Annotated in this window: 10 protein-coding genes; 6 read left to right on the forward strand and 4 right to left on the reverse strand. The window is 59.7% G+C overall.

Features of this window, described 5'->3' with window-relative positions; all coding sequences use genetic code 11:
* The first annotated feature begins 23 nt into the window (after positions 1 to 23).
* On the forward strand, positions 24 to 2,213 hold the full coding sequence (locus J3P75_RS20425; RefSeq protein ID WP_434707959.1) for a patatin-like phospholipase family protein: 2,190 nt from the start codon (positions 24 to 26) through the stop codon (positions 2,211 to 2,213).
* 122 nt (positions 2,214 to 2,335) lie between these two features.
* On the opposite strand, the gene J3P75_RS20430 is transcribed toward J3P75_RS20425, so the two are convergent.
* The 3 genes from J3P75_RS20430 to recQ form a co-directional block, all read right to left on the reverse strand.
* Complete coding sequence (locus J3P75_RS20430) at positions 2,336 to 4,078, reverse strand: FimV/HubP family polar landmark protein (RefSeq protein ID WP_434707960.1); 1,743 nt, start codon at positions 4,076 to 4,078, stop codon at positions 2,336 to 2,338.
* A 127-nt stretch (positions 4,079 to 4,205) separates the two neighbouring features.
* Positions 4,206 to 4,640 (reverse strand): MarR family transcriptional regulator, encoded by a 435-nt coding sequence (locus J3P75_RS20435; protein WP_090282294.1) that lies wholly within the window; start codon positions 4,638 to 4,640, stop codon positions 4,206 to 4,208.
* A gap of 145 nt (positions 4,641 to 4,785) precedes the next feature.
* A complete protein-coding gene (gene recQ, locus J3P75_RS20440; protein ID WP_434707961.1) occupies positions 4,786 to 6,915 on the reverse strand; it encodes a DNA helicase RecQ in 2,130 nt (709 codons plus the stop codon).
* Positions 6,916 to 7,302: 387 nt separating this feature from the next.
* On the opposite strand from recQ, the gene J3P75_RS20445 reads away from it, so the two are divergent.
* The 5 genes from J3P75_RS20445 to J3P75_RS20465 all read left to right on the forward strand — a co-directional run bounded on the left by J3P75_RS20445 (position 7,303) and on the right by J3P75_RS20465 (position 17,626).
* Positions 7,303 to 7,890, forward strand: coding sequence for a UPF0149 family protein (locus J3P75_RS20445; RefSeq protein WP_434707962.1), 588 nt, complete (start codon positions 7,303 to 7,305; stop codon positions 7,888 to 7,890).
* A 10-nt stretch (positions 7,891 to 7,900) separates the two neighbouring features.
* Entirely contained in the window at positions 7,901 to 8,296 is a 396-nt protein-coding gene (locus tag J3P75_RS20450; protein WP_434707963.1) for a YbaN family protein, read from the forward strand.
* A gap of 129 nt (positions 8,297 to 8,425) precedes the next feature.
* Positions 8,426 to 12,367, forward strand: a complete 3,942-nt coding sequence (locus tag J3P75_RS20455; protein WP_434707964.1) for an Ig-like domain repeat protein — start codon at positions 8,426 to 8,428, stop codon at positions 12,365 to 12,367.
* Between the two features lie 210 nt (positions 12,368 to 12,577).
* A complete protein-coding gene (locus J3P75_RS20460; protein WP_434707965.1) occupies positions 12,578 to 16,648 on the forward strand; it encodes a beta-propeller fold lactonase family protein in 4,071 nt (1,356 codons plus the stop codon).
* A 618-nt stretch (positions 16,649 to 17,266) separates the two neighbouring features.
* Positions 17,267 to 17,626, forward strand: a complete 360-nt coding sequence (locus J3P75_RS20465; protein ID WP_090282289.1) for a DUF6124 family protein — start codon at positions 17,267 to 17,269, stop codon at positions 17,624 to 17,626.
* 318 nt (positions 17,627 to 17,944) lie between these two features.
* Here J3P75_RS20465 and J3P75_RS20470 read toward each other — a convergent pair whose 3' ends face one another.
* Positions 17,945 to 25,819, reverse strand: a complete 7,875-nt coding sequence (locus tag J3P75_RS20470; RefSeq protein ID WP_434707966.1) for a retention module-containing protein — start codon at positions 25,817 to 25,819, stop codon at positions 17,945 to 17,947.
* Between the last annotated feature and the right edge of the window lie 152 nt (positions 25,820 to 25,971).

Below are 25,971 nucleotides of genomic sequence, written 5' to 3' on the forward strand. Positions count from 1 at the left end.
TATCGCTTGCCCCGAGACTCACAATGCGCCGTTTGCTGTTCTGCCTGCTGCTTGGTTTCCTGCCATTTTTCGTTCACGCCAGCGATGCGCCGCGACCGAAAATCGGTCTGGTGCTGTCCGGCGGCGCGGCGCGCGGGCTGGCGCACATCGGCGTGCTCAAGGCCTTGGAAGAACAAGGCATCAAGATCGATGCGATCGCCGGCACCAGCATGGGCGCCGTCGTGGGCGGCTTGTACGCCTCGGGTTACAAGGTCGATGAGCTGGAAAAACTCGCCTTGAGCATCGATTGGCAAGCGGCGCTGTCCGACGCGCCACCGCGTGAAGACGTGCCGTTCCGGCGCAAACAGGACGACCGTGATTTTCTGGTCAAACAGAAACTCAGCTTCCGCGACGACGGCAGCCTCGGCCTGCCGCTGGGGGTGATTCAGGGCCAGAACCTGGCGCTGCTGCTGGAAAGCCTGCTGGCGCATACCAGTGATACCCGCGACTTCGACAAGCTGCCGATTCCCTTCCGCGCCGTCGCCACCGACATCGCCAACGGTGAAAAAGTGGTGTTTCGCAAAGGTCATTTGCCCCAGGTGATCCGCGCCAGCATGTCGATCCCGGCGGTGTTCGCCCCGGTCGAACTCGACGGCCGACTGCTGGTAGACGGCGGCATGACCGACAACATTCCTCTCGATGTCGCGCGGCAAATGGGTGTTGACGTAGCCATCGTGGTCGACATCGGTACGCCGCTGCGCAATCGCAAGCAACTGACCACAGTGGTCGACGTGTTGAACCAGTCGATCACCCTGATGACCCGCAGCAACTCCGAAGAACAACTGGCTGCGCTGAAATCTACGGACGTGCTGATCCAGCCGGCACTGGCCGCTTACGGCGTGACCGATTTCGGCAAGACGCAGGAGATGATCGACGCCGGTTATCGCGCGACTCGAATTCTCGACAAGCGCCTCGCCGTGCTCAAACCCACGCAATCCCAGGACGCCGAACTCAACGCCGCGCGCTCACCGGGCCAGCGCACGCCGATCATCACCGCGATCCGCGTCGAGAACGACTCGAAAGTCGACGACGATGTGATCCGCTATTACATCCGCCAACCCGTAGGCGAGCCGCTGGATCTGGGCCGTCTGCACTCGGACATGGGCACGCTGTACGGCCTCGACTATTTCGAACAGGTGCAATACCGCGTGGTGCACAAGGGCGCCGATCACACTCTGGTCATCAGTGCCCGCGGCAAACGCAGCGGTACCGATTATTTGCGCGTCGGCCTCAACCTGTCGGACGACATGCGCGGCGACAGTGCTTTCAACCTAGGCGCCAGCTACCGCATCAATGGCATCAACCGCCTCGGCGCGGAATGGCTGACTCGCGCGCAGATCGGCGATAAACAGGAGCTGTACAGCGAGTTCTATCAACCGCTGGACGTTGGCTCGCGCTACTTTGTCGCGCCGTATGCGTCGTTCGAAGCGCAGAACGTCGATTCGGTGCTGGATAACGACCCGATCGCGCAATATCGCGTCGAGCGCTACGGTTTCGGCCTTAACTTCGGTCGCCAGATCGGCAACAACGGCGAAGTGCGCTTCGGCGTAGGCGAAGCCTGGGGCAAAGCCGATGTGCGAATTGGTGATCAGGATCTGCCGAGCGAGAACTTCAACGAAGGTTTCTATGCGCTGAAATATTCCTACGATTCGCTGGATAACGTTTACTTCCCGCATGAGGGCAAGGACATCAGCCTGACCCTGGTGCAGTACGAGCCGGGGCTCGGTTCAGATACGCGTTATCGGCAGTGGGACTTCAAGATCGACAAAGCCATGAGCCATGGCCCGGACACGCTGATCCTCGGCGGGCGCTACGGACGCACGCTCAACGACGCCAATGTGGTGACGTCGAGCTTTCTGCTTGGCGGTGCGCGGCAGTTGTCGGGTTTCCGTGAAGATGCGATTTCCGGGCAGAACATCAGCCTGATGCGCGCGGTGTTCTACCGTCGCCTGACGCCTCGCGCCTATCTGCCGCTGGACTTCCCACTGTACGCCGGCGCCTCGCTGGAACGCGGCCGGGCGTGGAACAACGACAACGAATTCGACAGCGGTTACATCAACGCCGCCAGCGTGTTCATCGGTTTTGATACGCCGCTGGGGCCATTGAATTTCAGTTATGGCTTGAATGATGCGGATGAACAGGCGGTGTATTTGAATCTGGGGCAGACGTTCTGAAGGTTTCGTCTGATAAACCGCTATCGCGAGCAGGCTCACTCCTACAGGGGAATGCATTCCAAATGTAGGAGAGTGAGCCTGCTCGCGATGACGGAGCCAGCCGCACCGCACATCGTTCAGGATCAGCGAATCCCGGCCAACAACGTGCGCGCCGTTTGCTTCAGCGGTTCATCGCCCTCTTTGAGCAATTCATTGAGCAGTGCGATTGCACTGTCGATGTCGCCGTCGTCGATGCAGGTTTGCGCCTGCTCCAGCTTCTGCGAGGCACCAGGTTCAGGCGCCTGCAGATCCAGCGGTTCGAGCACTATCGAAGGCTTCGGATCAGCGAACTCATTGAGAAAGTCATCGTCCAGCGGCTGCGCATCCGGTTCGGGAATCCACTCAAGCTCCGCTTCTTCCCCGGTCGTCGGTTCGGGCAGCTCGAAATCCTGAGGCAGTACTTCCAGGCCGGCGCCGAGGTCGGAGTTCTCGATTGACGGTGCCTGGCGGGTGTCTTCAAGGTCCCAACTGGACTCCATCGACAATTCGCCCAGCTTCGGTTCGAAGTCATGCTCGGCCGGCGGTTGTGCGGCTAGCACAGGCGCGGCCGCGACAGTCGACAATGCAGGCGCCAGCGGCGCGGTGCCGGCCAGTTTCGGATGGCGGGCGCGCGTTTCCCGTAACGGCTGCTCGTCCATGCCGCGTTCGCGCAGGTGATTTTCCTGCTGCTCATACGCGGCGCTGTCGCCCTGACGCCCGAGCACTTCGAGCAATTGCAGGCCGAGGTCGAGGCGTTCAGGCTCCTTGTGCAAGGCATCACGCAAAAGCCCCGCCGCTTCGTTGAGCCGACCATAGGCGAGGTAGATGCCCACCGCTTCCATGACATCCCCGGCTGTCGGCTCTTCGCGGTTGTCGGCACTGACTTGGGTTGCGACAGGCTCGGCAGTGTCCATCGCGTCGGCCGGCGGCTCGGCAAGGGGTGCCATCTGCGGCAGCGGTTCGCCGTCTCGTAGCCGCTGTCGACGATGCTTGCGCACGAACAGCGCCGCCAAAGCGCCGAGCAACAGCACCAGAGCGCCGAGCAAGGGCCAGTTCAATCCGTCTTCGGCCGGCTCGACCGGTGTGACCACTGGTGCGGCAGTGGGCACGACAATAGTGGGTGGCGGGGCTTTTTGCAGCTCGGCCAACCGCGTCTGCAGGTCAGTGATCTGCTTCTTGCCGTCAGCAATCTGCACATCCTGCGCCTGCACCTTCGCGTTCAATGCGTCGACGGTTTTCTGCAACTGCTGGTTCAGCAACTCGCTGGCGGCCAATTGCTCCTGGGTGTCGTCGACCGGTGCGGGCGTTGCCGCAGGCGCTGTTTCACGCTTGCCCTGAGCGGCCTGCGCCGGGGTGACGGGCTCAACGGTGGGAAATGCCGAGGATTGAGCCCGGGGGTCCGGCTCATCGGTCGCCGGCACGATACCCGGCGTACCCGGTGGGTCGATCAGCACGGTGTATTCACGCAGCAAACGCCCATTGGGCTGATTGAGCTGCACGAGGAAATTCAGAAAGGGTTCGTTGACCGGCTTGCTCGACGTCACCCGGATCATCTGGCGCTGGCCACGCAGGATCGGAATGAACTTGAGGTCATTGAGAAAGAACACTCGCTCGACCTCGGCCTGAGCGAATTCATCCGCGGTGGCCAGGCTGACCGCCAGATCGTTTTGCGTCAGCCCGCCGACATCCACCAGGGCAATGTCGGCCTTGAGCGGCTGATTGAGGGCTGAATGAACGGTGATGTCACCCAGCCCCAAGGCCATCGACCAGGCCGAATAACTGAATACGCCAGCGACCAGCAGCCATTTGGCGCCACTGCGCAGTACCACGTGCCGACTTGCGAGCATGAGCATCCCTTAAATAAGCAAAACCGACTTCTATGCGTTCGCACATCCGGTACGAACACGATATTGCCCAGTAGTTCTTATAGTCGGCTCAGCGCAATCTCTCCAAGAATCGGCAGGTGGATGTGCCTCAAGACTTTTCCAGGTTACCCAGAATGTGCGCGTGGACGCGCATGCACACCTTCAGATCCGCCTCGTCGACGCCATCGAACAACTCGCGTCGCAGTTGCGTGGCAATGGTTTCGATTTGTTCGATCAACGGCAGGGCCGGTGCGCAGAGGACGATTTTTTTCGCCCGGCGGTCTTCCATCACCGATTGACGTTGCACCAGGCCCTGGGTTTCCAGACTATCGAGCAAGCGCGCCAGAGTCGGACCCTCGACGCCGACGCTCTGCGCCAGCTCACGTTGGGTCGGCGCTTCTTCGAACCGTGCCAGGTGCAGCAGCACCAGCCAGCGCGCCTGGGACAGCCCCAGCCCGGCCAGTCGACGGTCAAGTTCGGCACGCCAGCCACGGGACATATGGGCCAGTTGCATGCCAAAGCGGTGTTGATCGGTTAACGGCATAAAACACTCACGGATAGACTGAAAATACGGAAAATCTAATTATTAGTCAGCTAAGCATGGGCGGCAGTTATAGGCAAGTGGCGGTCTGTACTGAATCGTTACAACTGCTTGAAGATCAAAAAGCCCCGATGAGGGGACGGCCTGATTACATCTCAAATTCAGACTGCAACGCCGCCCGCACGCAATACAACACACCTTCCGGCACCCGCCCGGCAAACAACTCAGCCACCTCGGCAACCGACGGCAATTCGCCCTCCCCGTCAAGAAATGCGTCCTGCACCTCGCCCATCAATTCTTCAGGCAAATCCAGCGCCTGCTCCAGTGATAGCTGCTGCTTGCCGATCGCTTCGGCGAGCATCGTGTAGACGTTCTTCTCCGAGCACTGCAACTGCCCGGCAATCTGCAGCGGCGTCATGCCGGCGCGGGCCAGAGTGATCAGTTCGTGGCGTAAATCGGCGACCGGTTTCGGCGCTTCGGCCTCGCCGCCAAGCACTTCGAGGAAGGCATCGCCGTAGCGTTCCAGCTTGCGCGCGCCGACGCCGCTGACCCGGGCCATTTCCGCCAGCGAGGTCGGCTGGCTGCGGAGCATTTCCAGCAGGGTCGAATCGGGGAAGATGACGTACGGCGGCACGCCATGCTCTTCGGCCAGTTTGCGCCGCAGTGCGCGCAGGGCTTCCCACTGTTCGCGCTCTTCGCCACGCACCAGTTGGCTGGCCGGGCTCTTGCTGGCGGTTTTGGCGGTGGCTTGCGGTTTGAGATCGCGACGCAGCTCCAGCGTCACTTCGCCCTTGAGCAACGGCCGGCAACTGTCGTTCAAGCGCAGACCGCCATACCCTTCATGATCGACATCCGCCAGACCGCGTGCCACCAACTGGCGGTACAGCGAGCGCCAATCGCTCTCGCTCAGGGCCTTGCCGACGCCGTACACCGACAGATGCTGATGCCCGAAGCTGCGGACTTTCTCGTTGTCCTTGCCCAACAGCACATCGACCAGATGCCCGACGCCGTAGCGCTGACCAGTGCGGAAAATTGCCGACAACGCCTGACGCGCCGGCTCGGTGGCGTCCCAGGTCTGCACACCATCGACGCAGTTGTCGCAATGGCCGCACGGCTCGGGCATGTCTTCGTCGAAGTAGGCCAGCAGGGTCTGACGGCGGCAGCGGGTTTCTTCGCACAGCGAGAGCATGGCGTCGAGCTTGTGCTGCTCCAGACGCTTGTGGCGCTCGTCGCCTTCGGAGTTCTGCAGCAGTTGTTTGAGCATCACCACGTCTTGCAGACCGTAGGCCATCCACGCATCCGCCGGCAGACCGTCACGGCCGCCGCGACCGGTTTCCTGGTAATAGGCCTCAAGGGATTTCGGCAGGTCAAGGTGCGCAACGAAACGCACGTTGGGCTTGTCGATGCCCATGCCGAACGCCACCGTGGCAACCATGATCAGGCCTTCCTCGTTGAGGAAGCGCTTCTGGTGATAGGCGCGCAGATCATTGGGCAGACCGGCGTGATACGGCAGCGCCGGGAAGCCTTGCTCGCTGAGGAACGCGGCAACCTCCTCGACTTTCTTGCGTGACAGGCAATAGACGATACCGGCATCGCTGCGCCGTTCGGCGAGGAACGCCAGCAATTGCTTGCGCGGCTGCTCCTTGGGCACGATGCGGTAGAAGATGTTCGGGCGGTCGAAGCTTGACAGGAAGCGCTCGGCGTTCTGCAGGTGCAGGCGATCGACAATCTCTTCGCGGGTGCGCTTGTCGGCGGTGGCCGTGAGGGCGATGCGCGGAACGTTGGGAAACAGTTCTGCCAATTGGCCGAGTTGCAGGTATTCGCGACGGAAATCGTGGCCCCACTGCGACACGCAATGCGCTTCGTCGATGGCGAACAGGGCAATGTCCAGGCTTTGCAGGAACGCCAGCATGCGCGGCTGGACCAGGCGCTCGGGCGCCAGATAGAGCATCTTCACTTCGCCGCGCTTGATCCGCGCGGCAAGATCGCGTTGCTGCTCGGCGCTCAACGTGGAATTCAACGCAGCGGCAGCGACACCGAGTTCTTCGAGGGTGGCAACCTGATCGTCCATCAACGCGATCAGCGGCGACACCACCACCGCCAGGCCGTCGCGCAACAGCGCCGGGACCTGAAAACACAGGGATTTGCCGCCACCGGTAGGCATCAGCACCAGCGCATCACCGCCGCTGGCCACACGCTCAATGATTGCACCCTGACGGCCACGGAAACTGTCGTAGCCGAAGATGTCCTTGAGAACGCGTTGAGCCTGTTCGAGCATAAAAACTCCAAAAATCTACCGGTACATCCCTGCTCAGGCTGGTTCAGAACAGCCGCAGCCGCTTAAACAAAAGGTAAGCAGCCGTTGCATGACCAGCACGATGCGGGCAGGGAGCGCAAAACGCGGCAGTATACCCGAGGCCTTTCGTGCGCAGGGTGCCGCTGATAAGACACTGCCCATTCAGCCATACATGAATCCTGTAGGAGTGAGCCTGCTCGCGATGACGGCGGCACATCCGGCAATAATGTGACTGATACACCGCTATCGCGAGCAGGCTCACTCCTACAGGGATTTGTGTTGCTTGCGGCAAATCTGCCAGGCGGCTGGCTTGAGCGCGCAAGAAGGCCTAGAATTCCCGCATTGTTTATTCTCCAAGGTAGCCCCGTAATGTCCTTCGCTGAGCAACTGACCCGCCTGCAAGTCTTCCTCGACGCCGACGAGCTGCACGACGAGGCGCTGGATTACGTCGCCGCCCACGGTTACCTGACCGCGCTGTCGATCTGCTCCGAAGACGTGCCGGAGCGTGAATGGATCGACGCCCTGTTCGCTGAGGAGCCGCACTACAGCAGCGAAGCCCAGCGCGAAGAGATCGAAGCCACGCTGATCGGCCTCAAGGCCCACATCGCCCGTCAACTGGCGTCCGATGAAGAATTCGAACTGCCTTGCGAACTGGACCTGGGCGACGACCCGGACGATTCCGAACTGCGCGGCTGGTGCATCGGCTTCATGGAAGGCGTGTTCCTGCGTGAAGCCGCCTGGTTCGAAACCGCCGAAGAAGAAGTCAGCGAAATGCTCCTGCCGATCATGGTTGGTTCCGGCCTGTTCGACGAACAGCCCGAGTTCGAAGACATCGCCAAGGACGCCAACCTGATGGACGACATGATCGTGCAGATCCCGGAAGCCCTGACCGCGCTGTACCTGCTGTGCCACGCGCCCGACGAAAAACCGGCGATCCTCAAGCCTCGTCACCACTAAGATCCGGCCTATGGACAACCCCATAGGCAACCGCTCCCTGATGTTGCGCTACATCCTGCTGGCCGTTGGCTGGCTCAGCGTGGCATTGGGGGTGATCGGCATCTTCCTGCCGGTCCTGCCCACCACCCCTTTCCTCCTGCTCGCCGCGGCCTGCTTTGCGCGCAGCTCCCCACGTTTCTATCAATGGCTGGTCGAGCACCCACGGCTCGGGCCATGGATTCGCGATTATCTCGACGGCAACGGTATTCCGCTCAAGGCCAAGGTCTACGCGATCGGGCTGATGTGGGTGAGCATTTTGTTCTCGTGTTATCTGGTGCCGCTGGTATGGGCGCGCGGGTTCATGTTGACCAGTGCGGTGCTGGTGACGGTTTATATTTTGCGGCAGAAAACCCTGCGCAAGCGCTGAGGCGTCCTTAAGAGCAGCCTCCACCATTCGTCGGAAACAGCCTGCGACCTGTAAGATCTGACAGTGCCGATGAACAATGAATGAGCATAAAACGGAAGCACCCGTTTCCATGCTCAGGCGGCATGCCTCATGACCTCTTTCAGACTCTTCCTGTTTCCTGTGCGCCACGCTTCAGACGTCGCGCCCTTGCAACTTTATCCGGTGTATTTTGCCGGGATGACCCAACCCGTCGAAGATGGCGACGGCGGCATCAACCTCCAGACGTTTGAAGAAGACGAGGCAGGTATCTTTTCACTGATCGATCCTTATCTCGGCATGGGGACAGACGACAAGATCGACGTGTTCTGGAACGACAAAGTCATTCACAACATCGAGGTAAAAGCCGAACAGGTGAACAACCGGTTGTTCTTCTACTTGCCGAACACTGAAATTGTCCCTGGTTTTGCCACCTGCCATTATCAAGTGACGCGAGCAGGCGAGTCGTCGCCCGACGAGCCGTCAACGGTATTGACGCTGCTGATCAAGCTCAACAGGCCTGCCGGCGACGACGAGTCTCAACACCTGCCTTGGCATTCGCATCTGGACATGGTGGGTCTGCCCCAGGATGTCATCGACAATGGCGTCACCGCGCCATGGGCCGATAAAGGCGTGCCCATGAACATCAAGCACTACCGTGACATTCGAGTGAATGATGTCATCTGGGTGCGGTGGGGGGGGATCTTCCTGCTACCTCCGCATGTAGTGACACAAGCCGAAGCTGACGGCACGCAAGATATCGTGATCACCGCAACACCCAACGACATCAAGACTGCCGGGGATAACGCTGCGCTGGTGATCAAATACGAAGTTCATGACGAGGTGTGGAACTTCAGCGAAGACTGGTCAAAGCCGACCACGGTTTCCGTAGATTCCGGCGCTGTTCGCCTGGGCGCGCCGATTTTTCAGGACGCCATCAATGGTGAATTGCATCTTGAGGAGCTGGACCATCAGGCAACCCCACTGCTGATCAAGGTCGAGACGAACGAAGGGTTCTCCGCCGGTGACACCCTCGTCATCAAAGTCACAGGAATCGGCGGCGTGGGTACGGCCCCGCGAACATTATCCGAGGAAGTCATCGTTGGTAACCCGCCATACATTCATGAGTTCCCGATTCCTTTCGTTTTCGTAAGCCTGTTCGCAAAAGGTTCGCTGGACGGCTCCTACGAATTGCGCAAAAAAGACGGCAGCCCATCACTCTTTTCCAAGCGGACGTTTGCCCACGTCATAGGCGATCCGGCGCAACTGCCCGCACCGACCATTGATGAAGTGGTGGGCGCTATTTTGCCCGCTGACAGTAAAACAGCCAGCGTCAGGATCGCCTATCCGAGTCTCAAAGTTGGCGACACGGTCAACATGATCTGGCAGGGCACCGAATCAGACGGAACACCTTATTGCTATGAAGAGCCGTATGACATCAGTAGCAATGATCAACAAGCGGGCTTCACTTACCTGTATGTAATGAACGAGCACATCCTGCGGTTGAATAACGGCAGCCTCAAACTTTATTACTGCGTATACAACGAAGACCCTTCCGACTACGGGCTCAGCAAGTCGGATTATCTGCGCGTCGAAGTACGCGCCCTGCCCGCCACACTGCCAGCGCCTGATGTTGAAGAAGCCGTGGAAGGAGTCATCGATCCAACGCTGGTTTATACCCAGGCACATGTACTGGTCAAACCAGTGAATTGGGTCAAGGGCGATACGCTGACGTATCACTGGTTGGGTGTCACGGCGTACGACTCAACGATGGGAAGCGTGCCGATCACCCAGTTGACGATCGATAAGACAGTGCGGTTTCGGGTGGATGCGCACTACGTCACTACAAACATCGGCTTCCCCGTGACGGTAATTTATACCCTGCTGCACAGCGCGACAGGAAAGTACAGTTATTCGCTACCCTTCCGGGTCATTGTCGGGGTGCCGCTGGGCCGATTGCCTCCGCCAAAAGTGATTCAGGCTTCCGGCGAGATCCTCGATCCGATGGAGACGCTCAATGGTGTCGATATCGAATGCGACTACGACACCATGGATGAGAGGCTGGATGTATTACGACTGCTATGGACAGGTACGCCAGGCCCCGGGACATCCGATGATCTCGAAGAGCCTGGCCAGACCACCGGACCTGTAACTTTCCATCTGCCGCCCTCTGTGGTGGGCGCCAACATCCTGGGCACTGTATCGGTGAAGTACGCCGTGCAACGTCACAAGATATGGACGCAGTCCGAAGAACTGGTCCTGAATGTTGCTGGTTTCAAAAATCCGGAAAAAGATCTGCCTACACCCGAAGTTCCGCAAGCGGTCAATGCCGTCGTGGACTTGATGGAGTTCAGTGGCGATGCCAGGGTCGTGGTCAAAACTTGGCCCTTTATTGCCAAAGGGCAATTGGTCGAGCTGAATGTCGTAGGCCGTACCAATACGGATGACACTCACATAATCCAGGTTTTCAACACTCATATCAGCGAAGAGCAGGCCATGACTGGGCTGGATGAACCGCTGTTCAGGGCAGATCTGCTTGAGTTAAAGCACAGCTCACCAATGACGGTGACATGCTCGGTCATCTTCAATGGCAGCGAAGATGCTTCGGTCGAATTTCCGAGCCTTCCTTTGACGATTCGCACCCGCTATGACTATGTAACGCCGGTCATCACCAGTGTGAAAGACCCGCAAGGCAAGGAAATCCTGGAAGCAACCGTGACCTACGACAAACGTGTGACGATCCAGGGCACTGCTACTCGGGGCGAAAAAGTCAACGTCAAAATCAATGATGCATTACAAGATACCGTGGACGTCGTCGCAGCTGGTACTTGGGAATTAACGACCGTTGCTCTGATCGAGGGTATGCAGCGCATAACGGTCGAGGCCTTGTACGACGCCGACCCGGCGACCAGCCATCCCAGAACATTCACGATTGGTATCGCCACCCGACCCAGCATCACCGAGGTCAACGACTCACTCGGGCCTGTTGCCAACAACGGTACGACCTACGATACAGAAATAGAGGTGGCCGTCTCAGCGGATCCGAATCAGTCTGTCCAGCTGTACAACGGAATGAACACGATTGGTACTGCCATCGCTCTCGATGCTGATGGAGCCGGCAGGACTACGCTGCAGGATCTGACGGGCACAACGTATGCTCTCAAAGCTCGCGCGATGTATGGCGATCAATTGGAGTCACCCGCACACAACTTCACTATCAAGGCGCACGACGCAATAACGCTGACGTCAATCAGGCACTCGGCAGGTGAACTGGCGGACGGAGGCAGAACCTACGACAGCTCGGTCACACTCACGGGCTCATTCACAGCGTTATATGGCGTACGAGTCTATGACAATGACATCGGTAAACAGGAGGTGCGTACAAACCAGAACGGCGTATGGACAGCCAGCCTTGCTATTGAGCCAGGAGAACACACGGTTTACGTAAAAGCAGTGTCAACGGATCAACCATCCACAACCCGAAAATTCCGTAGAGATCTTGTTCCACCGTTATCCATTGATACCTCCGCTGCCTATTTAGGTGGCTATATGGTCAGACACGCCAATCGGCCCGTGACCCACCCGCCCGCCGGGGCTTCATTGGTTCGCGCCGCAAGCGGCGGTATACCTCCTTATCGTTACAGCACTGATAATGCGGGATACCTTCAGGTCGACGCCTCAAATGGGCGGGTTATTGGCGTACGCAACGGCGGGGCCCGAGTTATTGTGACAGATAGCAGGGGGAGCACAGCCGCGTATTCTGTCTCTGTTCAAAACGTCTGGTACATCGCCAGTTATGGGAGCGGGCGCCATAACGAGGCGACCATGTCAGCAACAGTCAATAATGCTGGGGGAAAATGGCCGACCCTCAATGACTACCACACCCTGCGTGCAGCTTACAACGGCGACCCCGGTGGCTACGCCAATGATTATCATTGGACCTCTGATCGAGCTCCGATAGGAAGGAACTGGTTGATTCGACCCAGTGACGGAGTGGTGTGGGGTTCGAATATGAACGGTCGCGTGGGTTGCATCGGCGTTTTGATGCGAACCTGACTTGACTGCATGGCAGGCAGAGGGGCGACGGATGCGAGCGTCGGACGTAGTGTGAGCAAGAAAACGGAGTCAATGAATACGATTTCAAGATGTGCAGCCCGCACCGTTTATCCGATTTTCTCATGCACCTGTCAGATCTGACAGGTGCGCTTTTCACCATTCCGCGTCCTAATCACTCCACCGCCCCACACCCGGCAGGAGTGCCCCCGCATGCTCACTCAACCGCGCAAAAGAATCTCCACACTGGCTCTGCTCGAGCCGGAAATCAGCGGCGGTCGCTTGCTCGAGGGCGGTTTCTGGGGCATCAACCTCGCCGCCGCGCAGCTCAACTTTCCCGACCGGGGCCTGAAGATTCAGATTCCGGCCTGGTCCAGCATGAGCAAGGGCGACAACTGTAAGTTGTTGCTGAACAAAATGATGGTCGATCAAAAGTTTATCGCCGAGGACATCGAGATCGGCGAGCGCGTCACCGTGTTTGTCCCGCCGCAGCGTTTGCTGACCGGTGAGTGGGAACTGTCCTACAGTGTGAAGCGCATCAGTCAGGCTGACGAACCCGGGCCGGTGCTCAAGCTTTTCGTCAAACTCGAGCTGCCCGGTGGTCAGGACACCAATCCGGACTATGGCCATTCAGAATTGGCCATGACCTTCGATCCGCTGGATATCCTCACAACCGGTGTAGGGCCTGAACACCTCGACAAAGGCGTACACGTCATCGTTGCGCCCAAACCCGACCGCCATAGACCTTACCCCTTCGCGGCTGTTGGTGATGTGATCACCGTGGCGTGGGCCGGGAAAACGGTTGAGTCAACGCCGGTCACCCAGGAACAGATCGATGACCCGGATGCGCATCCGATCAGAATCCATGTTGACGGCAAAACAATCGAATTGGCCGGTGATTCCGCAGGCGTGTCGGTCAGCTACAAGATCCGCGACCGCGTGTACAACGAGTCCGAGGACTGGTGCGAGGCCGTGTCCATCGCCGTCGATACCCAGAATCTGCGTCTCGGCGCGCCCATCCTCAAGCAGGCCGATGGTCTCATCGTGGATCTGGAAGACTTGGGCGACGAACTACCGCAGGTGGAGGTCTGGGCGGATGATGTGAATATCTTCAAACAAAACGACGACATCGTCGTCCTTGTCACCGGCACCACCCTTGAGGGCAAGGAAATCTCCGCGACCGTGACCCAGCGCATTCAAACCGCACCACCGGTGCGGGTCACCGTCGCGCACAGCAACAGCGCCCTGCGCGCCCTGGCCAAACGCACGGCCGTGTATTCCTATCAGGTGCTGCGCGCGGGTGTCCCGATCGAGAATTATCAGTCCAAGTCACGCGCCTACAGCGTGATCGGCGAACCGACCCGCCTGGCCGCGCCCATCGCCCTCGACAACGTCGGTGGGGCGGTTGACCCCGACCTGGCCGAATACCGCATTCGCATCCCTTACGATCCGTTGATCACCCCAGAGAACGCCATCGAACTCAAATGGTTCGGCACCCGGCCTGACCTGACCACCTACGACCCGGAACTGGAGTGGTATTTCCCCAGCGAAGACGAGGCCAATGACCCCAACGGTTTCATCATCACCGTCGAAGGCAAACACGGCAAAACCCTGGAAGGCGGCACGCTGGATCTATCGTACAACCTGCTGACCGATGAAAACGGCACGGTCACCCGCCGCCCTTCCCTGCACGCCCCGCTGCTGAACGTCGGCGAACCGCAACGTGAACTGGTCAAACCCATCGTCTTCGGCGAACAGGACGGCGCCCTCGACCCCGCCGACCTGCCCGGCGGCACCGGCAAAATCACCGCTCCACGGCCGATTGCCGTACCCACACAGACCGATGACGTCGTGACGTTTTTCTGGGTCGTCGAAGACCAGCAACCGGTCAGCGATTTCAAGAAACTCAATGCGCTGTCCAAGGACAAGGACGTGGTGTTCACGCTGAATGCCGAGTTTGTGGCGCAGCACATCGAAGCGCATCGCGGGAAAACTGTACAGGTGAGTTACAAGATTTTGCGCGCGGCGAGTAATACGACGAGTCAGTCGAATGTGCTGGAGTTTGTGATTGGTGAGCCGGTGGTGCTGGATCCGCCGACGATTGATTCGGTAACCGGCACAATCGGCGGCACCGAAATTCCGAGCGGCAGCAGTACCACCGAAACCTCATTCAAATTCCAAGGCAAGGCCAGCGCAGGGTTGACGGTAGAACTGCGGGACAACACGACGCCGGTTGGAATCATCACCGTCGATGCGAATGGCGCTTGGGAGCACACGCTGGATGAGCAGTCCATAGGTGATCACAGCTATACGTTGAAGGGCAATTACGGCGCAATGCCGGAGACCGAGGCGTGGATGATCAAAGTCGCAGGGAAGGAAAATCTAATACCTCCAAGTATCAAAGAAGCGCCAAATAATATCCTTGAGCCGATTGCCGCCAGAGACACGTTGACTGCGGTGATACCAGCTTATCCAAACATGATCGGCACCCAAGTCAGCGTAACCTGGGCTGGTGTACCCGGTGAAGGCAGTGAAACCGTCGGCCCTGTCGCAGTCACTACACAAACGAACAAAGACATAGTTCTGCCCAATTCACTGGTGGCCTTCAACCTCGGTAAAACGGTGACAATGAGCTACATCGTGATACGGGGCAACAATGAACCGGCCCCCTCTCCTCCCCGCACTGTCACAGTGTCGCCGATGCCGGAAAGTGCGCTGGAAAAATCCTGGATCACCGAGGCACCGAACAATGGAGAGGGACCGGAGCTGGAGATTACTGCATTAGTCGACGGCGCCTCGATTCGCACCAACATCTGGCCCCTCGGCGCTATTGGTCAACCTGTCGAATTAACGCTGCAAGGCAAGAAAGCCGACGGTGCCTCACATGACTGCGCCCTGCTCACGGGAGACAAGCATGCCGTGCATCAAACATGGCTGGATCAGAGGTATTACACGGTTACTGCGCCTTATAGCTATCTGAAAGATTTAGCGCATGGAAGCGAATTGAAGGTGCTCTTCAAAGCGTCATTGGATAAAACCAATAATATGGATACTGCAATTATCTTCCCGGTGCGAGCCTATACGATCAGCACGAAAAAATTTGGCCTGCCAAGCTTCACCAATGCGCCTTATACCATTGCGCCTGCTGGCCGGCTCAAAGACATTGAAATACTCCTCAATACCAGCAGCAACACGCCTGTTCCCGAGGGGCATCTCAATTTGACACTCCCGCCTGACTTCAAGTACGCCGATGGCGGCAGCGGTCAGCGCGAATTGATTACCGACAGTGCCGGCAAAGTCAGCGTCAGCGGCGTAAAAGGCGCTCTCAACGCCGGCTCTTACAATCTTATTGCCAGCAGTGATAGTCAGACCGCCAATGCAACCGTAACTGTCAAGGGCCCGGGGCCGGTCGGTAGTATCCCGGTCGGGGACTCCCCGGGCGGCATCGCAGTCAGTCCGGACGGTACCCGCCTTTATGTTTGCATCGGCAGGGAAGCCAAGGTTTCGGTGATTGATACGGCGACGAACCAAATCCTGACGAACATCCCGGCCGGGGAAACTCCGAGGGGGATTGTCGTCAGCCCGGACGGTACCCGTGCTTATCTCTGCATCATTAGGGAAAACAGGGTTTTGGTGATTGATACGGCGACGAACCAGGTCCTGACGGATATCAATGTCGGGACTGATCCGTCGAGTATGGCCGTAAGTCCGGATGGTACACGCGCTTATTGCGGCAATTTCGGTAACAAAACAATATCGGTGATCGATACCGCAACGAACCTTGTCCTGGCGAACATCTCGGTCGGAAACAATCCGAAGGGGATTGTCGTCAGCCCGGACGGTACCCGCGCTTATGTTTGCAACTATGATAGCCACACGGTCTCGGTGATTGATACGGCGACGAACCTTGTTCTGACATACATCCCGGTCGAGCTCAGACCGTATAATATTGCTGGCAGCCCGGACGGTACTCGCGTTTATGTCGGCGGCTACCGCCAAACGGTCACGGTGATTGATACGGCGACACACCTGGTATTGACGAACATCTCGGTAGGGAGTTATTCGGGGTCGATCGCTATCAGCCCCGACGGTACTCGTCTTTATAGCAACCACCACGAACTTAACAAAGTTTCGGTGATCGATACGGTGACGAACCGAGTGCTGACGAATATCCCGGTCGGGGGTTACCCGACTGGGGTTGCCGTCAGCCCGGACGGTACCCGTATTTATGTTACCAACCAGATTAGCAATACGATCTCAGTGATTGATACGACGACGTATTAGGTCTTCAAGAACCAATTGGAATGTTCTGGCCAAAATCGCAATCGGCCCGAAACTATAAACACAAAGATCTCGGTGTCAGGTCGCCTAACCAAAAAGAAAAGGAGACGGATTTATTTACCTTCCTGGGTTATCGGGGATGGGTTATCGGGGACAGACCACGTTTTCACCCAGACCTTTCCTGCTATGGCATCAGTGGCAAGGATATTTAGAGATTAAAGGGGACAGACCACGGTTTCCCCAGATCTTCGCCCGTTTTTTGCCTTTTAAACTGAAGTGTTTAAAAGACACCTCCAGACACGCCTCCAAGGCTACAAATCCTTGCGCCATTGCCTACAGCCAAGCCAGAATCCGCCGGCTTGTGCGCTTTGGGGTCGGGTTCTATTGTGGTCCGGTCGCTGACGAATCAGCGATCGGGTTTAGCGACCCGGATCTTAAATAGGTGCATCAGCGCTCCAGGCTTCGTTGCGGCTCAATATGTCTGCAACTTCGTTATGGTGGCTGTATGTGGGAGACCTTCGGGTCTGCCGGGTGCCTATAACCGGTTCGCTAACCTGCGTACAGCCGCCACCTTACTGTTTAGCGACAGTTCTGGGCGGCTCCACTTTATAGGAGCTTCGCATGATCAAACCAACCCCCAACCCACCCGCAACCGACCCCACCTCCCCCTACGAATCCCTCGACTCCACCAAACTCCACGACGCCGCCGACCGCGCCCTCGATCATTACCTCTGCCCGCCCGGCTCCCCGCCACCGCCGCGTAAAAAACGCACGATGTACGCCGTGACCGCCGACTTCAAAAACGAGGAACTGCTGGCCAATGCCTGCGAAACCCTCGCCTCGGCCAGAACCATCGCCAATGACTTCGCCAACCTCATACCGGCGTCGCAACGCAGAACACTGCTGGGGATCGCGCAACTGATCATGCTCGGCGAGCTGGCGATGAATCGGGTGCTGGATAATCTGGAGTTGCCGCAGTAGCGCCACCGATGATCGTTCCCACGCGCAGCAAAGGAATGCAGCCCGGGACGCTCCGCGTCCCCTCCACAGCTGGAACGCGGAGCGTCCCTTGAGGCATTCCCACGCAGAGCGTGGGAACGATCAATCGGCAGCTGTTGGATCGGTGTCAGTTCTGGCCCCTTCGCGAGCAGGCTCGTTCCCACATTGGTTGATCGCGGTCCACTGTGGGAGCGAGCCTGCTCGCGAAGACTGACGCATGAACAACGCAGCACCCTCAGGCAGAAAAAAAAACCGCCGTCCCGATAACCGGGACGGCGGTTTTTTCGTTTCGGACGGCGCTTACACCGTATCCACCTTCAACGAATGATCATTCAACATGCCGCTGATGATCGTCGCCGTGTCATGCCCGCCAGCCACCATGCCGCCCGCCCCCGGCGTGACGCCGTAGTGACTGGCGAGGTTGACGCCGGCCAGGTCGATGGTCTGGTTCGGCGTGGCGCCGGCCATGGCGCTGACGTCGATGCTGGTCATCACCGAGGCGCCGCTGCCGCTGACGGTGAAGTGCAAATAGTCGTCCAGCGAGGCGGTGCTGGCGTTTTCGCCTTGCAGCAGTTGCGACAGGTCGAGCTTGTCGGTGCCGGGGGTGAAGTCGGTGATCAGGTCGTGGCCGCTGTTGCCCTTGAGCCACTGGAAGGTGTCGGCGCCAGCGCCGCCGGTCAGGGTGTTGTTGCCCAGGCCGCCGATCAGCAGGTCGTCACCACCGCCACCGTTCAAGGTGTCGTTGCCGAGGCCGCCGTTGATCACGTTGCTGTTGTTGTCGCCGGTGAGGTTGTCGTTGAAGTTCGAGCCAAGCAGGTTTTCGATGCCGGTCAGGGTGTCGCTGCCGGCGCCCAAGGTGTTTTGCGCGCCGAGCAGGCCGAGGTTGACGGTGACGCCAGCAGTGGCGTGGGCGTAGCTGGCGGTGTCGCTGCCGGCGCCGCCGTCGAGCAGGTCGTTGCCCGCGCCGCTGTAGAGCAAGTCATTGCCGGCGCCGCCGTGCAGCTCGTTGTTGCCGCTACCGGCGGTGAGCACATCGTTGCCGTCACCGGCATTGATGATGTTGTCACCGTTGCCGGCCACCAGCACATCATCGCCGGCGGTGCCGGTGAGGATGTGGCCGTCCTGATAGCTGATGCTGACGTTGGCCGTGTCGCTGCCGCCGTGGTTGTCGTTGGCGGTGTAAGTGCCGTGATAATCCGCAGTCACGTCATGGGCGCCTGCGTAGTTCAACGTCAGGGTCAGTTGATAGCTTTCCGCCCCGTTCGGGTTGCCGTTACCCGTGGCGTTGGCAATGTTGGTGATGTGGATCTGGTAAACGCCATCGGCCGACGCTGTGAGGGTTTGCCCGTCAGTCAGGGCAATCCAGGCGCCGCCATTGAGCGAGTACTCCATGCTGATCCGACCGGGATCGAGGTTGTGATCCAGGTTGAGGGTTTCGCCCTGGCGCAGGTTGACGGTGATGCGGTCCTCGTCGTTGGCGTTGCTGTTGCTCACCGAGCCGAGATACCCCGTGACAACGAGCACGGCGGTCATGGTCGCGGCGTTGGCATTGAAGGCGTTGCGCACGTTGGCAAGACTTTGGTTGGCGGCGTTGTTGTTCTGGTTATTGAAAAGGATCGCGCCCGTGCCGGTGAAGTCGGCCGCTTTTGAAATCCAGCCGGTGTTGAAACTGGTCGGTGTGGCGTTGAGGGTGTCGCCGTTGGGGTCGGTGTCGTTGGCCAGCAACAGTTCGCCCGGCACCACGATGTTGCCCGACAGCACATTGGTGATGACGTGATCGTCCATCGCCACCGGTGGCGCGTTGGGAATCACTTTGACGGTCAGCGTCGAGCTGGCGAGGTCGCCGTCGTTGTCGCTGACGGTGAAGCCGATGTTCTCGGTGATGACCACGGCGGTGGTTTTCTGCGAGGTGTAGGTGTACTCGCCGGTGTCGAGGTTGATCAGCAACGTGCCGCTGTTGTTGGTGGCGATGCTCAAGGTGTTGTTGGCGGTGTTGAAGGTGCCGTGATTGGCGCCGCCGCTCGCGGTCAATGAGCCCTGGCCGCTGAGGGCTTTCGGATCGTAGGTGTAGGTGGTGCCGTCGACCACGATGGACTTGATGAAACCGCCATCGGCGCCGAACGAACCGCCCTCGCCGAGCAGCGAGCCAGTGACCGGTGCGCCCTGCACGGTGCCGGACAACACCGAGTTGAGCTGATTGAGGTCGGTGACCACCACCGCGTTGGTGTTGGTGTGGCTGATGCCGTCATACGCGAGAGGGTCGAGGTTGGCATTGCTTACGCCGCTGCCCAGGCCAATGGCGTAGTTCTTGATGTTGTTGGCATCGAGGAAGTTTTTCAGCGCGGCTTCGTCGGCCGTGCCGATGTCACCCTCGTTGGGTTTTCCATCGGAAAAGAAGTAACCGACGTTCTGCGCCCCGGTGAGTTTGCCCGAGGTGTTGAACGCGCTCTGCATCACTGCGACTGCGGCATCGTAGTTGGTGCCGCCGCCGGCGTTGAGCCCGGCGAGCAGGGTTTTCGCCGTGGCGACATCGACCCACACCGAGGTGCGGTCAGTGGCGCCGCTGCTGAAGGTGACGAGTTGCACTTTCACATCGCCGAGGTCGTCGTATTTTTCGAGCAAGGCGCTGATCGCCTGCTTGGCCAGATCCAGCCGCGACAGGCCTGGGACACCAGAGGCGTCGGCCATGCTTCCGGAAATATCGAGAACGATGAGGATGTTGGAGTCGATTTCCACCGCCGCCACCGAGCGATCCGACGCGACGGCTTTCGGCACGTCGTCGACGATGTTCACCACCAGTGTGCTGGTGGTGCTGTTGCCCAGCGCATCGGTGGCTTTGTAAGTGAAGCTTTCGCTCAGGGTGTTCGGCCCGTCGTTGGCGTTCGGCGTGGTTTTCGGCGCCGAGGTCAGCGTGTAGGTGTAGGTGCCGTCGGCGTTAAGCTGCAGCTGCCCGTAGCTGCCGGTGGCGCTGCCGACCAGGGTATACGTGATAGCACCCGTGCCGCCGGAAACTGCACCCACCAGCGTGCCGGTCGCGGTTTCGCCGCTGTTGGCGGGATCGCTACCGCTGACCGTAGCGGGTGCGAGGTCCTGGCCATCCTTGGTCAGGTCGAGGGCTTTTTCAAAGACCGTCACGTCAGCATCGCTGGCGGCTATCAGACAGCTGTCGTGCACGTCGATGGTTATGGTGGTGGTGCTTTCGTCACCGTCGGCATCGCGCACGGTGTAGGTGAACACGTCCACCGCGCCCGGGCCGTTCACCACGTTGGGATTGCTGTGATAGACGGCGTTGCCGTTGGCGTCGAGGGTCAGGTAGCCGTAAGTGCCATTGATCTGTGAATTCAAACCGCCGATGGCAGAAGTGGATGTATCGGCGCCGGCCCGCACGCCAACCACCGCGCCGCTGATCGCCGGGCCGTCAGCGCCACCCACATCGTTACTGAAGACGTTGCCGCTGACGGTGTCGCCTTCCGCAACCGAGGCTGCATCCGGATTGGCAATCGGCAGATCGTCGACGATATTGACGTTGATCTGGCCGCTGGCGCTGCTGCCGTCGGTGTCGGTAGCGACGACGGCGAAGTTCTCGGTGAGGCTGTTGGCGCCGTTAGCGTTCGGGTGGGTTTCGTTATCGACCAGGGTGTAGCTGTAACTCACGACACCGGTGGCCGGGTTGTAACTAGTGACGGTGAAGGTGCTGCCCAGCGGCGAGACGACCGATTGCGGGAAGCCTGCGGCGACACCGTTGTTCACCACGGCGATGCCACCGACGGTCAGGGTTTGCAGGCCATCGAGGGCGGTAACCGTGAAGGTCCCGTTCTGGGTCAGAGCCGGTGTGTCTGGGCTGCTGCCGTCGCTGAGGTTTCGCTCGTAGACGGTCAGTTCGCCGCCTTTCACATCGAGGCCGTCAAGGCAGATCGAGTCGTCATTGTTATGGATGTTCAGCACCAGATTGGCGGTGCTGGTATCGCCGTCGGCATCGGTCAGGGTGTAGGTGAAGGTCTCGCTGCCGTTGCCACCGCCGCCGAGGTTGTTGAAGTCTGCATCGTTGGTGTTGAGCGTATAGGTATAGGTACCGTTGGCGTTGAGCACCAGCGTGCCGTAAGTACCGGTGAAGGTGCCGGGGGTGATCGGTCCGGCATTCGGTCCGGTCGCCACCACGTCGGCGCCTTGCACATCGTTGGTCAGCACATTTCCGGTGAGGCTCAGCTGGTTCTCCGAAGCGCTGTTGGCGTTGCTGTCATTCAGCGCTTTCGGCACGTCGTCGACGACGCTGATCACAATCGTACTGGTGACAATGTTGTCCAGTGAATCAGTGGCCTGATAAGTGAAGGTTTCCGTCAGGGTGTTGGCACCGTCGTCGGCCTGCGGCGTGGTGGTCGCCGGCGCGGTCAGCGTGTAGGTGTAAGTGCCGTTGGGGTTGAGCTGAATCTGCCCATAGTTGCCGGTGGCGCTGCCGACCAGCGCATAACTGATCGCACCGACCGCGCCGGTGACCGAACCGACCAGCGTGCCGGACGCGGTTTCGCCGCTGTTGCCCGGGTCGCTGCCGACCACACTGCCGGCTGCCAGATCCTGGCCGTCCTTGTTCAGATCGAGGGCTTTTTCATAGACGCTGACATCGCTGTCGCTGACCGCTTTCAGGCAACTGTTATAGACGTCGATGGTGATGGTGGTGGTGCTTTCATCGCCGTCAGCATCACGCACGGTGTAAGTGAACACGTCCACCGCGCCCGGGCCGTTCACGGTGTTGGGATTGCTGTGATAAACCGCATTGCCGTTGGCGTCGAGGGTCAGGTAGCCGTAAGTGCCATTGATCTGCGAATTGAGGCCGCCGACGGCCGATGTGGACGTGTCGGCACCGGCGCGCACGCCGACGACCGCGCCAGTGACGGCCGGACCATCCGCGCCGCCAATATCGTTGTTGAGCACGTTGCCGCTGACCGTGCCGCCCTCTTTCACCGACGCAGCGTCGGCATATGCGCTCGGCAAGTCGTCGACGATGTTGACGTTGATCTGGCCGCTGGCTGTGCTGCCATCGGTGTCCGTGGCCACGACATTGAAGTTCTCGGTAATGCTGTTGGCGCCGTTGGCGTTCGGATGAGCTTCGTTGTCGACCAGGGTGTAGCTGTAGCTGACCACGCCGGTGGCCGGGTTGTAACCGGTGATGGTCAACGTGCTGCCGAGCGGCGTGACGATCGATTGTGGAAAGCCTGCGGCGACGCCACCGGTCACCACGTTGATGCCGCCCACGGTCAGGGTTTGCAGGCCATCCAGCGCGGAGACGGTGAAGGTGCCGCTCTGGGTCAGGGCCGGTGTATCGGGACTGGTGCCGTCGCTGAGGTTTTTCTCGTAGACGGTGAGTTCGCCGCCGTTGACGTCGAGGCCGTTGATGATCACTGGATCGTCATTATTGTGGATCTGCAAGACGAGGTTGGCGGTGCTGGTATCGCCGTCGGCGTCGGTGATCGTGTAGGCGAAGGTTTCGGTGCCATTGCCGCCACCGGTCAGCGCTTTGAAATCGGCGTCGCTGGTGTTGAGCGTGTAGGTGTAGGTGCCATCGGCGTTCAGCACCAAGGTACCGTAAGTACCGGTGAAAGTGCCGGCAGTCACTGGGCCAGTCGGCACGCGGTCGGCGCCTTGTACGTCGTTGGTCAGGACGTTGCCGGTCAGCGTCAGTTGGGTTTCCGAAGCAGTGCCGTTGTTGTCGTCGAACGCCTTGGGCACGTCGTCGGTGATGTTGACGTCGAGGGTGCCCGTGGCGGTGGTGCCGTTGTCGTCGACCACGGTGACGGCGAATTGCTCAGGCAGGTTGTTCGTACCGTTGGCGTTCGGGTGGGTTTCATTGTCGACCAGGGTGTAGCTGTAACTGACCACGCCCGTGGCCGGGTTGTAACCGGTGATGGTCAGCGTGCTGCCCAGCGGTGTGGTGATCGATTGCGGGAAGCCTGCGGCCACGCCATTGGTGACCACGTTGATGCCGCCGACAGTGAGCGTAGTGACGCCGTCGAGTGCGGTGATGGTGAAGGTGCCGCTTTGGGTCAGCGCTCCGGCATTCGGGGCGCTGCCGTCGCTGAGGTTGCTTTCGTTGACCGTCAGCTCGCCACCGTTGACGTCGAGGCCGTTGATGATCACTGGATCGTCATTGTTGTGGATCTGCAAGACGAGGTTGGCGGTGCTGGTATCGCCGTCGGCGTCGGTGATCGTGTAGGCGAAGGTTTCAGTGCCATTGCCGCCGCCAGTCAGCGCTTTGAAATCGGCGTCGCTGGTGTTCAGCGTGTAGGTGTAAGTGCCATCGGCATTGAGCACCAGGGTGCCGTAAGTACCGGTGAAGGTGCCGGGCGTGATCGGGCCAGTCGGCACGCGGTCGGCGCCTTGCACGTCATTGGTCAGCACGTTGCCGGTCAGCGTCAACTGGGTTTCCGAGGCGGTGCCGTTGTTGTCGTCGAACGCCTTGGGCACGTCGTCGGTGATGTTGACGTCGAGGGTGCCGGTGGCGGTCGTGCCGTTGTCATCGACCACGGTGACCGCGAATTGCTCAGGCAGGTTGTTGGTGCCGTTGGCGTTCGGGTGGGTTTCATTGTCGACCAGGGTGTAGCTGTAGCTGACCACGCCGGTTGTAGCGTTGAAACCGGTGATGGTCAGCGTGCTGCCTAGCGGCGTGGTGACCGATTGCGGGAAGCCTGCGGCCACGCCATTGGTGACCACGGCGATACCGCCGACGGTCAGGGTGCTGACGCCGTCGAGCGCGGTGATGGTGAAGGTGCCGCTTTGCGTGAGTGCGCCGGCATTCGGGGCGCTGCCGTCGCTGAGGTTGCTTTCGTTGACGGTCAGTTCACCGCCCTCGACGTTCAGGCCGTTGATGATCACTGGATCGTCATTGTTGTGGATCTGCAAGACGAGGTTGGCGGTGCTGGTATCGCCGTCGGCGTCGGTGATCGTGTAGGCGAAGGTTTCAGTGCCATTGCCGCCGCCAGTCAGCGCTTTGAAATCGGCGTCGCTGGTGTTCAGCGTGTAGGTGTAAGTGCCATCGGCATTGAGCACCAGGGTGCCGTAAGTACCGGTGAAGGTGCCGGGCGTGATCGGGCCAGTCGGCACGCGGTCGGCGCCTTGCACGTCATTGGTCAGCACGTTGCCGGTCAGCGTCAACTGGGTTTCCGAGGCGGTGCCGTTGTTGTCGTCGAACGCCTTGGGCACGTCGTCGGTGATGTTGACATCGAGGGTGCCGGTGGCCGTGTCGCCATTGCTGTCGCCGGCGATCACGGTGAACTGTTCGCTGATGGTATTCGCGCCGTCACCGGCCGAATGGGTTTCGTTGCCGGTGAGGGTGTAGCTGTAGCTGACCACGCCAGTCGCCGGGTTGTAACCGGTGATCGTCAGGGTGTTGCCCAATTGCGAAGTGATCGACTGCGGGAAGCCGACCGCCACGCCGCCAACGATGATGTTGATGCCGCCAATGCTCAGGCTGGTCAGACCATCAGGCGCAGAAATGCTGAACGTGCCGCTCTGGGTCAGCGCGCCGTTGTTGCTGGCCGAGCCGTTGGGCAGATTGGCTTCGTTGACCGACAGTTCGCCGCCCTGCACGGCCAGGCCGATCAGCGTCACCGGGTTGTTCACCGGTGGCGGTGGCGCAATGATCGGCGCGGGCGCGTCATCGCCATTGTCGTTGTCCGCGTCGCGGCGATAGTCGGGAAACTCGGGGATGCCGTTGAAACCGGCGGTGGGGAAACCGATGATCGGGTCGACCCGGCCGCCGACTTCGCTCAGCAGCACAAAACTGTGACCGCCGCCCAGTTCACCGGTATTGCCGGTCGGCGCGTTGGGCCCGGCAGCGGTGGCTTCGGCGCTTTGGCTGGGGTCGTCACCGGCGGCGATGGCTTTCTGGATTTGCTCGACATCGGTCAACTGCGCCTGGCTCGGGGTCTGCGCTTCGTCTACGTTCACCGGCACCGCCTGATCGGCCAGCAGTTGCCCGGTCATGGTGATGCTGCTGCCGCGACCGAGGGTCAGCTCCTGGCCGTTTTGCAGTTTCACCGCCACCGCGCCTTCCGCGCCGGTGATCAATTGATCGCCGGCATACAAACGATCGCCTTCGAACAGCGGCCGTTTGATGCCGTCGCCCGCTTGAGCGAATACCTGACCAATGACTTTTGTGACCGTACCGATGAGCGTTGCCATGTGAAATCCTCCGCTGCCGACCACCGTCGGCACTGGTTCGCGAAGCAGCCCATGGCTCAATCGGGTTGTCGGGGGCGACGCTCGCACCCTCGACAGTTCGTTTCGCGGGCCCTTGTTGGGGAAACCTCTGCGCATTCAAGCACTTCGGCACC

The organism is Pseudomonas sp. R1-1 (genome assembly GCF_051132135.1).
Lineage (GTDB): Bacteria > Pseudomonadota > Gammaproteobacteria > Pseudomonadales > Pseudomonadaceae > Aquipseudomonas.